Genomic DNA, 13,353 nt, shown 5'->3' with positions numbered 1-13,353 from the left:
CGTGCTTTCCTCCGCTGCGTCTCCCTGTCTGCTCGATGACGATCCTTGAATGGTGGGGCATTCTTCTATGAGTACCGTGTCAGCGGATGATCCGACGTGTTCCCGGGACCGCCACAGCGCCGAGGAATCGGTGACCGGCCGTCCCTTCGCGCCCGAATCCGTGGCACGTCTCGCTCGGACACCCAGGATTCCCGTCACTCTGCTCCGCGGGCGTACCGACGGACGGCGCGGAGCGCTGCCCTCGGCGGACGTCGTCCAGGGCCTCGCCGCAGGGCTCGACGTCATCGGCGAGCTGCCGGGAACGTATCCGGAGTGGCTCGGCGACCAGCGTTTCACCTCCGCGCACGGGGTGCGCTATCCCTATGTCGCCGGTGAGATGGCCAACGGAATCTCCACCACCGCGATGGTGAGGGACCTGGCCCGGTCCCACATGCTCGGCTTCTTCGGCGCGGCCGGCCTGCCCCTGGAGCGGATCGAGGCCGCGACGGCCGACCTGGCCGGTGCGCTGACCCACGACCAGCCCTGGGGCGTCAACCTCATCCACACCCCGGGCGAACCCGCACTGGAGGAGCGGACGGCGGACCTCCTGCTGGCCCGCAACGTCCGCCGGATCAGCGCCTCCGCCTTCATGGAACTGACCCCCGCCGTCGTCCGCTGCTCGGCCGCCGGACTGCGCACCGACCGGGCGGGACACGTCGTCCGCCGGACCCACCTCTTCGCGAAGGTCTCCCGCCCCGAGACCGCGGCCGCCTTCATGTCCCCCGCACCTCCCGCCCTGCTGACCGCGCTGGTCGAGCGCGGGCAGCTCAGCCACGAGGAGGCGGCGCTCGCCGCCCGGGTGCCCGTGGCTCAGGACATCACCGTCGAGGGCGACAGCGGCGGCCACACCGACAACCGGCCGCTGATCTCCCTGCTGCCGCGCGTCCTCGCGCTGCGCGAGAGGATCCAGCAGCGCTGCGACCATCCCGAAGCGGTCCGCGTGGGCGCGGCGGGCGGCCTCGGCACGCCGCAGTCGGTGGCGGCGGCCTTCGCCCTGGGAGCGGCCTACGTCGTCACCGGCTCGGTCAACCAGACCGCGCGGGAGGCCGGGATCTCCGACGAGGCCAAACGCATGCTCGCCGCGGCCGACCTCACCGATGTGATCATGGCTCCCGCCGCCGACATGTTCGAACTCGGAGTCAAGGTCCAGGTCCTGCGCAGGGGCAGCATGTTCGGCGTGCGCGCGCTGAAGCTCTACGACCTGTACCGCACCTACGACAGCCTGGAGGCGCTGCCCGCCGCCGAGCGCGCCGTACTCGAACGTGACATCCTGCGCGCCGGCGTGGCCGAGATCTGGGCCGAGACAGCACGCTTCTGGGGCGACCGCGAACCCGGACAGCTTCAGCGTGCGGCGACCGACCCCAAGCACCGTATGGCGCTGCTCTTCCGCTGGTACCTCGGCCGGTCCTCCGGCTGGGCCGTCACCGGAGACACCGGGCGCAGCATCGACTACCAGCTGTGGTGCGGACCCGCACTCGGCGCCTTCAACCACTGGGCGGCGGAGAGTTTCCTCGCCGATCCCGCACAGCGCACGGTCGTGCAGATCGCCCGCAACCTCCTGGAAGGCGCCACCGTGCTGACCCGCGCACACCAACTGCGCGGCCTCGGGCTGCCCGTGCCCGACAGCGCCTTCTCCTTCGCTCCCAGGCCACTGGCCTGAGCCGGTTCTGTCCGCTTCTCACGGCAAGGCTCTCTCCATCTCCATGCCCTCCTCCGGCACGGGGCCGAAACGCCTCGACATCGCCATCGTCGGACTGTCCGCGCTGCTCCCCGGGGCGGCCGGCCCCGACGAGTTCTGGCGCAACGTGGTCACCGGCCGCGACCTGATGCGCGACGTGCCCCCGACGCACTGGAACCCCGACGACCACCACGACCCCGATCCGGCCGTACAGGACAAGACCTACGCCCGGCGCGGCGCCTTCCTCGACCCGGTCGAGTTCGACCCGCTGGCGTTCGGCATCCCGCCCAACCAGATCGAGGCGACCGACACCACCCAACTGCTGTCCCTGCTCCTCGTCCGCCGACTGCTCGACGACGTCACCGACGGCGACCCCGCACGGCTGTCCGGCGACCGGACCGGCGTGGTGATCGGCACGAGCGTCCTGCCCCTGCTGGTCCAGATGGGCACCCGGCTCGGTCGTCCCGCGTGGCTGCGCGGCATGCGCGAGGCGGGCATCGCCCCGGACACCGCCGAGCGCGCCGCCGACCTCATCTCCGGCCGCTTCGCGCCCTGGCAGGAGGCCACCTTCCCCGGCCTGCTCAGCAACGTCGTGCCCGGCCGCATCGCCAACCGCTTCGACCTGCGCGGTCCGAACTACGCCGTCGACGCGGCCTGCGCGTCGGCCCTCGGGGCGCTGTCGGCGGCCGTCGGCGAACTCGCGCTCGGCCGCTGCGACATGGTGATCACCGGCGGCGTCGACACCTTCAACGACCCGCTGATGTACGTCTGTTTCAGCAAGACCCCGGCGCTGTCCCGCACCGGCGACTGCCGTCCCTTCGCCGCCTCCGCCGACGGCACCATGCTCGGCGAGGGCCTGGTGCTGTTCGCGTTGAAGCGGCTGGCGGACGCCGAGGCGGACGGCGACCGGATCCACGCCGTGCTCCGCGGCATCGGCTCCTCCTCGGACGGCAAGGGCTCGGCCGTCTACGCCCCCGTCTCCACCGGACAGGCGCGGGCCCTGCGACGGGCCTACGAACAGGCGGGCTATGGCCCGGAGACCGTGGAACTGGTCGAAGGCCACGGCACCGGCACCCTCGCCGGGGACGCCGCGGAGTTCGGCGGGCTCGCGCAGGTCTTCGGGGAGGCCGGCCGTAAGGACACGGGGTGGTGCGCGCTCGGCTCGGTCAAGTCGCAGATCGGGCACACCAAGGCCGCCGCCGGGGCGGCCGGCCTGCTCAAGGCCGTACTCGCCCTGCGCCACCGGACGTATCCGCCCACCATCAAAGTGGACCGCCCGAGCCCCCGGCTGCCCCTGGCCGGCAGCCCCTTCTACCTCAACACCGAACTACGGCCCTGGGTGCACGCTCCGGGCACGCCCCGCCGCGCGTCCGTCTCCAGCTTCGGCTTCGGCGGCAGCAACTTCCACGCCACGGTGGAGGAGTACACGCCCGAGGGCCGTCCGCGCAGCCCCGCGCCACGGGTGCGCACCGCACGGACGGAACTGTTCCTGTGCTCCGCCCCGAGCGCCGAGGAGGTCGCCGACCGGCTCCGGACGGCCGCCGCGGCCACCGACGCCCCGGCCGCCCTCGCCCACCGGTCCCAGCGGGAGTTCCGGTCCGACGCCCCGTACCGCCTCATGGTGACCGCCGCGCACGGCGCCGAACTGCGCCACAGGCTGCTGGCCGCCGCCGAACGCGTCCTGGGCGCACCCCGCCGGCCCTTCCATCTCCCCGACGGCAGCCGCTACGTCTGCACCCCCGCGCGCAGCGCGCCGACGGCCTTCCTCTTCTCCGGGCAGGGCAGCCAGTACGTGGGCATGGGCGCCGGCCTGGCACTGGACTGCCCCATCGCGATGGACACCTGGGACTCCCTCGCCGACTGGCGCCCCGAGGGAGCGGAACCACTGCACCGCGTGGTCTTCCCGCCGCCCGCGCACACCGAGGAGGAGCGGGACGCGCAGCGCGACCGGCTCACGGCCACCGAGTGGGCACAGCCCGCCCTCGCCGCGCAGTGCCTCGCCCAACTGGCGGTCCTGGCCGAGACCGGCGTACGACCCGACTGCGCCGCCGGACACAGCTTCGGCGAACTGGTCGCCCTGCACACCGCCGGTGTCCTCACCGCGACGGAGCTGCTGTCCCTGGCCCGCTCCCGCGGCGAACTGCTCCGCGACGCGGCAACCGCCCCCGGCGGGATGACGGCCGTGCAGTGCGGCCACCCACAGGCGCGCGCGGTGCTCGACCGGCACCAGTTGCCCGAGGTGTGGCTCGCCAACGACAACGCCCCGGACCAGGTCGTCGTCTCCGGCACGCTCGACGGACTCGCCCGGGCGGAGCGGGCGTTCGGTGCCGCCGGGATCAGCGTGCGCCGACTGGTCACCGCCGGGGCCTTCCACACCCCGCTGGTGGCGACCGCCGTACCGCGCTTTCGCGAGGTACTGGCACAGACCCGCCTGCGGGCGCCGCGGCTCGACGTGTACTCCAACGCCCGCGCCGACGTCTACCCGGCGGACACCGAGGTCATCGCCGACCGGCTCGCCGAACACCTGGTGTCGCCGGTGCGCTTCACCGAACAGATCGACGCCCTGTACGCCCGAGGGGTCCGCACGTTCGTGGAGATCGGGGCGGGCAGCGTACTGACCGGCCTGGTCGGGCGGACCCTCGGCGACCGTGCGCACCTCGCCGTCTGTCTGGACCGGCCCGGCGAGGACGGCTTCACCACCCTCCAGACGGCGCTGGGAACACTCGCCGTGCACGGCGTGCCGGTCGACTTCGGCTCGCTGTGGCGCGACGTCCCGCCGCCGGCCGACTCCCATGCCGGACGCGAACAGAAACCGGAAAGGACCAAGAAGAGGATGACCGTGCAGATCACGGGGGCCAACCACCCCCCGCAGGCCCCGGCTGTGCCGGCGGTCCAGGCCGCCGCCTTGCCCGCCGCCTGGACCGATCCGATGAGAGAAGCGCAGCGGCGGCTGACGGAGTCGGCCGCCGCCCTCCAGCAGGCGGTCGCGGGTTGCCTGCACGCGCTGGAGGCGGCAACGGCCGTCCAGCACGCCCTCCAGCACGGGCAGCCCGGCGCGGCCTGGACACCCGCACCGCCCGCCCCCGGTCCGTGGCCGCCGCCCGGCCCGCCCGCCTGGATGCCGGGACCCTCCGGGTGGGTGCCCGGCCCGTCGGCGTGGACGACGTGGGCGCCCGCGCAGGCCTGGCCGCCCCCGCCCGTCACCGGGCCCTGGACCCCCGAACCGGCTCCCGCGCCCGTGACATGGCCGCCGCAGCCCGCCGGTGTCGCCTGGGCGCAGCCGCCCGCTCCCGCAGCCGCGCCGGTCGGGTCCGTTTTCCCGGCGCCCGCCAACCCGGTGGCGCCCGCCGTCCCCGGGGCCATGCGTCCAGCGCCCGCGGCGTGGTCGGAGGCGCCCGCTTCCGTTGCCTCGCCGGTGGGTTTCCCGGGGCCTGCTTCCCCGGCAGCGCCTGCCGCGGTGGCCGAGGTCCCCGCGGCCGCGCCGGAGATCATGCGTCCGGCGCCCGTGGCGTGGTCGGAGGCGCCCGCTGCGGCCGCCTCGCAGTGGGGGTCCGTTCCCCCGGTGGCGCCTGCCGCGGTGGCCGCCGATCCCGCGGCCGCACCTGAGATCATGCGCCCTGCACCCCAGGTCATGAAGCCGCCGTCCGCCACGGCGGACACCCCGCCAATCCCGGCACCGGCCTCTCCGCCGCTCCCGGACACTCCGGCCGCCGCCCCCGGCCCCGCCCTCGGCCCCGCTCCCGAAGTCGACACCCGCGCCGTCCTGCTCGGCGCCGTCGCGGAACTCACCGGCTATCCCATGGACGTCCTCAACGAGGAGATGGACATGGAGATGGACCTGGGCATCGACTCGATCAAGCGGGTACAGATCCTTGCCGCGATCCGCAACGCGATTCCCTCCCTCCCGCCGCTCGACCCGGGCGAGGTGATCAAGCTGCGTACGCTCGGTCAGGTCAGGGAAGCACTGGACCAGGTCACCGGCGCCGGGCAGCTGCCGTCGTTACAGGGCCCGGCCGACGGCTTCGCGCCGTCGGTCTCCAGCGGCCTCGCACGGCTCGTCGTGCACGTCAGCCCCGCTCCCGCACCGGGCCTGGCGCTGCCCGGCCTGTCCGGCGGGCCGGTCCTCATCACCGATGACGGCGCAGGCGTCGCCGAGGAACTCGCCGCCGAACTGAGGCGCTGGGGGCTGACCGCGGACCGGGTCCGCGGGGAACTCCCCCCGGACGCCAGGGCCGTGGTCTGCCTGGAGGGACTGCGCCCCGCGTCCCAGGCCCGGCAGGCGGCCGAGGCCGCCTTCCGTACCGCGCGGGCTCTCGCCCCCCGACTGGCGGCGGACGGAGGCGTCCTCGTCACCGTCCAGGACACCGGGGGTGATTTCGGACTGAGCGGCGGCAGCGGCGACCGGGCCGACCTGGGCGGCATCGCGGGCCTCGCCCGGACCGCCGCCTGCGAGTGGCCGCACGCGACGGTCAAGGCGATCGACGTCGAACGCGCCGGCCGTCCGGCGGCCGAGGTCGCAAGGCTCCTCGCCGCCGAGCTGCTGCACGGCAGCGCCCAGACCGACGTCGGGCTGCGGGCCGACGGCGGCCGGGTTCGGCTCGGACGGCGTCCCGGCAGCCTCCCGGCCGCCCCGGACGCTGAGCCGGCCGCGCACCCGGCCGAGCACCTCGTGGTCACCGGAGGCGGCCGGGGGATCACCGCCGCGTGCCTCGTCGAACTGGCCCGCGCCCGCCGCCCCCGTCTGCTCCTGCTGGGCCGCACCCCGCTCGCCGACGAGCCCGCCTGGCTGCGCGAGGCGGCCGGTGAAGCGGCGGTCAAGCACGCCCTGCTGGCGCACGGCGGGCCGGCTTGCGACCGTCCGCCGCCCCTGGCCGAGGTGGGCGCCCGCGCCCGCCGGGTACTCGCGGCCCGCGAGGTACGCGACACGGTGCAGCGGCTGGAGCAGGCCGGAGCCCGGGTCCGCTACGAGGCCGTGGACGGCCGCGATGCCACCGGCGTACGGGCCGCGCTGGACCGGGCACGGGCGGTCTGGGGACCGGTGACCGGGGTCGTGCACGGCGCCGGGGTGCTCGCGGACCGTCCGATCGCGCAGAAGACGGACGCGGAGTTCGCCGCCGTCTACGACACCAAGGTGGAGACGCTGCGCGTCCTGCTGGAGGCCGTCGCCCAGGATCCGCTCCGCCTGCTGTGTGTGTTCTCCTCCGTCGTCGCCCATACCGGAAACACCGGCCAGTGCGACTACGCCATGGCCAACGAGACACTCCACCACCTCGTCTCCGCCGCCCGCGCGGCGCGGCCCGGACTGCGCGCCACGGCGCTCGGCTGGGGCCCGTGGCGCGGCGGCATGGTCGGCGCCGCTCTCTCGCGGCGCTTCGAGGAGGCGGGCGTACCGCTCATCGACCCGGCGACGGGGGCCGGCGCCTTCACCGCCGAACTGACCGCCGGACCCTGCGGACCTGCGCAGCACGCGGACCGGCTCCTGCTGGTGCCGGACGCGGACCGCATCGCGCTCCCCGCGCCGGCCGCCCCGGCCGCCGGGACGCCGCCGACCCTCCGGGAGCGTCATCTCGCGGACGTCGTGGTGCCGCGCAGCGGATTCCCCTACACCGAGGACCACGTCGTGCGGGGCACTCCGGTGCTGCCGCTGGCCTGTGCCGTGGAGTACTTCGCCAGGGCCGCCGGGCCGCCGGGACCGTCCGGCGGACCGGTCCTGCACGGGCTGACCGTGCTGAACGGCGTCGTACTCGACCCGTCGGACCACCGGCCGTACCCGCTCCGGGTGCGCGGCAGCCGCGCCGAGAACGGCCTGCGCCTGACGCTGGAGGCGGTGACCGGCCGCCCGCACTACCGGGCCGTGGCCGTGGCCGAGGACCGGCTCCCGCTCCCCGCGCCCGCATCCGCGCCCCCGCCGGACGGCGCAGGCCTGCCGCCCTCCGGGATCTACGACGGTGAGGTGCTGTTCCACGGCCCCCGCTACCGCATGCTGCGCGCCGTCGAGACCCTCGGCCCCGGCGGCGCCAGGGCCGTACTGGACGGTCTCGAGGCCCTCGGCTGGGATCCCCGACAGCCCTGGGCCACCGACCCGGCGGCCGTGGACGGCGCACTCCAGCTCGCGGTCCTGTGGGCCCGGCGCGTCCTCGGCCGGGCCACCCTGCCCATGGGCGTCGGCGAGGTGCGCCTGCACCGCGCCGGTGCCCTCGGCCGGGATCTGCTGGCCGTCGTCACCCCGGGCCCGGTGGCCGACGAGCAGGCGGAGTGCGACGTACGGCTGTCCGACCCCCGGGGCGCGACCGTGGCCGAGTTGACCGGCGTGCAGTTGGTGGCACGCCCCAGCCGAAAGTGAGCTTGTGATGGCGGTACACCCGCCGACGATCCCGGCCGACCGGGTGACGTGGGCCGACCGCGAACCGGGCGGTGCGCCCGGGGCCGTCATGCGGTCCGAGACGGACATCGCCCAGGGCCACTGGTACCTCGACCCGGCCGGACGGGTGTGTGCGGGCGCTCTGCTGGCGGCCGGGCAGGGAAACCGCCCGCCCGCAGGTCCGTCCGGTGAGGACCCGGAGGCCCCGTCCGGGCGGTCGTACCGCCTGCTCGACTGCGCACTGACCTTCCATGGTCCGCTCCCCGTGCCCGGGCAGACCCTTCGCTGCGAGACCGGGGTGGAGGACCGCGCCGAGTACGTCGGTGTCCCCCTGCTCTCCTTCCGCTCCGACGTCCGCGTCGACGGCGAACTCCGGCTCAGCGTCCGCGGGGGACAGGCCGGGCTCTTCACGAAGCGGGAACTCGCCGACGCGAAGGGGGTGTTGTGGACACCGGAGAAACACCCGGGCCGCCCGTTGGGCCCGTTCGGGCTCCCGCCCACGGTCTGCACCTCCGCCTCCTTCACCGCCGCCCAGGTGCGCGCCTTCACCGACGGCCGTCCGGCCGACTGTTTCGGAGCGGGCTGGGAGCGGGCCGCCGCCCACGTCCGCAGCCCGCGCCTGACCACGGCGCGAGGGCTGCTCTTCGAGGAGGTCACCGACTTCGACCCGACGGGCGGACCGCTGGGCCGGGGCTACCTGCGGGCACGGCTGAACCTCACACCCGACCAGTGGTTCTTCGCGGGCGGCGAACCCGGCGACCCGCACCTGCCGTCCTTCCTCCTGCTCGAGGGCTGTCTCCAGGCACTCGCCTTCCACCAGGTCGCCCTCGGTACGACCGTCGACCGTGACGGCTGGCGCTTCGAACCGGCGCGGGGCGAACGGCAGTCCGTGTGTCTGCGCGCGCAGGCCACCCCCCGCAGCCGGGTCCTGGTCTACGAAGTGTTCGTCACCGACGTGTGCCCCGGTCCCGTGCCCCGGATCAGGGCGGACGTGCTGTGCCGGGTGGACGGCGTGACGGCGTGCACCGTGGCAGGACTGGCGCTCGACCTGGTGCAGGACTGGCCCCTCGGCGACCGAGGGCACACCGGGCCCGCGCTGCACGGCGGTACCGCCCCCGATCAGCGCGCAGCCGTGGTCGACGGGCTGACCCTGGACCGCCGGAGCATGCTCGCCCACGCCCGTGGACGCTACCGGGACGCGCTCGGCCCGGAGTTCGGCGCACTGGACACGCCGGTGCGGTCGCTGCGGGTCCCCGCGCCGCCGTTCCTGTTCATGACCCGCGTCAGCGCCCTCGGGGCCGCGAAGGCGCGGCTGCGCAAGGGCAGTTGGGTGGAGGCGGAGTACGACGTTCCGGGCGGCGCGTGGCTCGGCGGCCACGACGGAGGCGACAGCGCCCCGCCGCGGCCGTCCATGGCCGCGCTGATGGAGATCGGCCTGCAACCCTGCGGCTGGCTCGCCCAGTACAGCGGCTGCTGCCTCGGCCGCGACGCGGACCTGCTCTTCCGCAACCTGGACGGGCGGACCAGGGCGCTGCGCACCGAAGGACTCGCCCCGCGCCGGGTCCGCACCCGGGCCACGCTCACCGACTGGGCGGACGACGGCGCCGTGCTCCTGCTCTTCTTCGACGTCGAATGCCGCGCCGACGACGAAGATGACCCGTTCCTCGCCTTCACCACCAGCTTCGGGTTCTTTCCGCCGTCCGCGTTCGAAGGACAGGCCGGGCTGCCCCCGTCCGAGGCGGAACAGCGGCACCGGGCCGAACCGGACACCCGCTGCGTCGACCTCACCGGCCGGCCGGAGAAGTTCTTCACCGGGCCGCTGCGGCTGCCCGACTCCGACCTGCTGGTGCTCGACCGCATCACCGGCTACCGGCCTGCGAACGGCGACGAGCCCGGCCGGATCCGCGCCGAGACGGAGATCCGGGCGGACGCCTGGTTCTTCAAGGCCCACTTCTTCCAGGACCCGGTGCAGCCCGGATCACTCGGCGTCGAAGCCATGTACCAGTCGCTCCAGGCCTACGCCGTCGAGCGGGGTCTGGCGGCGGGGCCGCGGGCGTCTCGCTGTGAGCCGACGTCCGCCGACGTCGCCTTGGTGTGGCGGTACCGCGGGCAGGTGGTCCCGGCGCATCGGCTCGTCACCGTGCAACTGGAGATCACCGCCGAACGGCAGGACGCGCACGGTCACTGTCTGGAGGCCCGGGGGACACTGTGGGCGGATGACACCCTCATCTACCGCGTGGAGGGCCTGGCCCTGCGGATCACCCCCGAGGCGGCGCTCGCTCCCGGAGAGGCACACCCCACCGCCGTCCCGCCCACGGGCGGGCACCTCGCCGGAGAACTCCTCGACCCGGCGCACGAGACCTGGCTCGCGGACCACTGTCCCGCCCTGACCACCCCGAGCGTGCCGATGATGCATGTGGTGCGGATGGTGGCGGAGGCCGCCGAACGCGCCACCGGCCGGCGACCGGGCCGTATCCGTGACCTGACAGTTCGCCGGTGGATCGTGGCCGACGCCCCGGTCCGCTACGTCACCGCGATCCGCCGGGGCGAGCGCGGCACGGGGGTGGACCTCCTGCTCCTCCCGGCGGACGACGGGACCGGCGACCCCGCTCCCGTCGGCGAACCCACTCTCGCCGCCAGGGGAACGGCGGAGCCGGGACACCCGGAGCCGGCCGCGCCACTGCCTCCCCTCACAGGAGCCCGCCCGGTCGCCCACCTGCCGTACGAGGGCGACGCCCCCCTCGTCTTCCACGGGCCCGCCTTCCACTATCTGCGCGCCATGCGGATCGGTGACCGGGGCGCCAGCGGCGTGATCGACCCCCGGCGGGGTTCCGTGTCACCGGCAGCCCACCATTCCGGCCTGCTGGACGCGGCGCTGCACATCGTCCCCCACCACGCCCTGTGGACCTGGGACGAGACGCTTCCGCGTGATGTGTTCGCCTACCCCTACCGCCTGGACAGCCTCGATCTGTACGAGCCGTTGCTAGGCCCCGCGCCGCTGCGTGTCGAGGCCCGGCTCCTGGACAGTGACGACCTGCCCGCCGGCAGTTTCGTCCGCGTCGGCCTGCAACTGTTCCGGCGTCGGGCCATGGTCGCCGACATCCGGCTCACCGACGCTCTGGTGCCCCTGGGCCTCACCGGTCCCGCCGACCATCCGGCACGGTGGGCGTTCCTGCGTGACCGCGCCTACGCGGCGGGCCTTGGGGTGAGCCGCACGACCCAGCAGGGCGTCACCCACGTGACCGCGGCCGACGTCCAGCGCGCCGACTGGTATCCCGGCCTGGTCGACAGCCTCTACCGGCTTCCCGAGCAGGGTTGCGACCATCCCCTGCGGCCGGCCCGGATCGCCGTACGCGACCACGTGGGCCGCCTGCTGCGCACCCACCCCTGCGGGATCGAGACGTCCCCCGGCCTGGACCGGGCCTGGGCGGTGGGCCGCCCCCGGGAGGTCGTCAAAGTGTGGGTACGCGCCGAGGGGTCGTCCGTCGCGGTGGGCACCCTGGCGGGTCCCGGCGGCACGTCCTGACCTGCGGCGGCGAGCACCGAGAACCCGACCCGTCCGGACAGCGTGAGGGGTCTTCGCAGGCGAGAGCCTGTGAGGGCTCTTCATGCGTGGGCCCTTTCGCGTGGCACGTCTCCGCTTCGGCTGTACGGCCGGGCGCAGACTGGAGGGAGAAGGCCATGCGTCGTGAGCCGAACCTGGAGGTGGGCCATGAGCACCCTCGAAGAGCACATCGATGTCGGAGTTCCGATCGACAAGGCGTGGAACGACCTGCACCGGACGGAGAACTATCCGCGCTTCGTGGCAGGAGTGCGCGAGGCCCGTTCGGAGACGGAGGGCCGCGCGCGTCTGGACGTCGAGGCCGGCGGCCGGGTCCGGGAGTTCGAGACCGAGGTCTCCGATCGCACGGGGGAACGCGTGATGGACTGGCAGACCACGGGCGCCCCCGACCTGATGGGCTCCTTCTCGCTGCAGCCGATCGACCAGAACCACACCCGCGTCCAGGCACGGCTGGAGTACGACCCCGACGCGGTCAGGGACACCTTCGGCGGGCCGAAGGGATTCGCCCAGGTGAACGCGATCGAGCGGCTCGTCCGCAGCGATCTGGAGCAGTTCAAGCAGTGCGTGGAACAAGGGCGGTAAGCGGGGGGTGCGAAGGCCGGGCGTCGCACACGCCCGTCAGGTCTTGATCACGGCATCGCAGTCGGAGCAGACCACGGACGCGTACTCCGGCGGGTACCAGGCCGCGGTGGGGACAGCGGGCTGGCCACGGCCCAGCGGGAGGCAATCGGGTACGTGGGCGAGTGGTACGCGTACCAGTGGCTGTGTGCGCGCTACCCGGACCGCATGGACGAGACCGGCTGGATGTCGGGCAACCGCCGCAAAGCCTTCCCCGGCCCGTCCGGCGACGACGGCCTCGGCTTCGACTTCCGGGTCGGCTCCGGCAGTCGGCCCTACCTGTACGAGGTGAAGGCGACCGGGGGCGAAGGCGGCCGCTTCGAGCGGGGAGAGAGCGAGGTCCGCGCAGCCCGCCGGCACGCGGGCAACGACCGCTGGCGCCTCCTGGTGGTCACACACGCCCTCACCCCTCACAAGATGGCCGTCCAAATGCTCCCCAACCCCCACGGAAAGCGCGGCCGGGGCCGCTACCGCGAGGAAGGCGGGGCACTGCGCTTCTCATACCTGCTGTGACGAAGAAGCCACAGGACCGCTAGGCCGCAGAGCTGAACTCCGTTGCTGTCTCCAGCTGGTGGCAGTCGATGCACAGCACGTGCACGTTGCCGTCCGTGTCCGGTCCCGCCCATGGCGAGAGGCCGGCGTACGTGGGCCACGTCCACCCCGGGCACGGAGAAGTCGCCCAGGCACGAGGCACACCAGGCGGAACCCTTCCGTTCGATGGTCCGGCGAAGTCGCGCGGCAGCGTCGTGCTGTGCGGCCTGTCGTCGCCCTTGGGACCGACGAGTGGGCGCACGTCGAGCGCAGCCTGGCCTGCCTTGCCGTAGTCGCCCTGGACCGCTTGGAGGCCCTTGTCCGCAACCGGCTCAAACAACCCCAGTACCGGCCCGAAAACCTCAACGGCTTCATAACCGGCACCAGCCTCGCCCTCGGCGACCCGACCTCACCCTAACGAGCCGAAGTCAATAAGCGCTTGCCCTGGACCAGCTGGACGCCCCTGGACCGTCGGTACGACCTGTGCCATGTCGTACCGCAGGACTCGCACGCCAACACCACAGATCACGGACCAAGATCCGGACCAGGTGCGGACCAAGTCGG

At 73.9% G+C, this 13,353-nt stretch carries 6 protein-coding genes; all 6 read left to right on the top strand.

Translation table 11 applies throughout. The features are described 5' to 3' along the window. Window positions 1–67: 67 nt before the first annotated feature. The 6 genes from ACIBAF_RS09840 to ACIBAF_RS09815 all read left to right on the top strand — a co-directional run bounded on the left by ACIBAF_RS09840 (window position 68) and on the right by ACIBAF_RS09815 (window position 13,207). The gene (locus tag ACIBAF_RS09840; protein WP_399462629.1) at window positions 68–1,699 is read left to right on the top strand and encodes a PfaD family polyunsaturated fatty acid/polyketide biosynthesis protein; all 1,632 of its coding nucleotides are present in this window, start codon (window positions 68–70) and stop codon (window positions 1,697–1,699) included. A gap of 43 nt (window positions 1,700–1,742) precedes the next feature. After that, entirely contained in the window at window positions 1,743–8,060 is a 6,318-nt protein-coding gene (locus tag ACIBAF_RS09835) for an SDR family NAD(P)-dependent oxidoreductase (protein ID WP_399462628.1), read from the top strand. Between the two features lie 7 nt (window positions 8,061–8,067). Then, on the top strand, window positions 8,068–11,604 hold the full coding sequence (locus ACIBAF_RS09830; RefSeq protein WP_399462627.1) for a hypothetical protein: 3,537 nt from the start codon (window positions 8,068–8,070) through the stop codon (window positions 11,602–11,604). A gap of 186 nt (window positions 11,605–11,790) precedes the next feature. Next, window positions 11,791–12,222 carry an SRPBCC family protein gene (locus ACIBAF_RS09825; protein ID WP_399462626.1) on the top strand — a complete coding sequence of 144 codons (432 nt, stop codon included), beginning with the start codon at window positions 11,791–11,793 and terminating at the stop codon, window positions 12,220–12,222. A gap of 153 nt (window positions 12,223–12,375) precedes the next feature. Further along, window positions 12,376–12,771: a protein NO VEIN domain-containing protein gene (locus ACIBAF_RS09820; protein WP_399462625.1), complete on the top strand. Its 396-nt coding sequence runs from the start codon at window positions 12,376–12,378 to the stop codon at window positions 12,769–12,771. 238 nt (window positions 12,772–13,009) lie between these two features. Next, the gene (locus ACIBAF_RS09815) at window positions 13,010–13,207 is read left to right on the top strand and encodes a hypothetical protein (RefSeq protein ID WP_399462624.1); all 198 of its coding nucleotides are present in this window, start codon (window positions 13,010–13,012) and stop codon (window positions 13,205–13,207) included. Window positions 13,208–13,353: the final 146 nt, after the last annotated feature.

Source organism: Streptomyces sp. NPDC051677 (assembly GCF_044453465.1).
In the GTDB taxonomy this organism is placed as follows: domain Bacteria; phylum Actinomycetota; class Actinomycetes; order Streptomycetales; family Streptomycetaceae; genus Streptomyces.
This window is presented reverse-complemented; position numbering and strand designations above follow the sequence as displayed.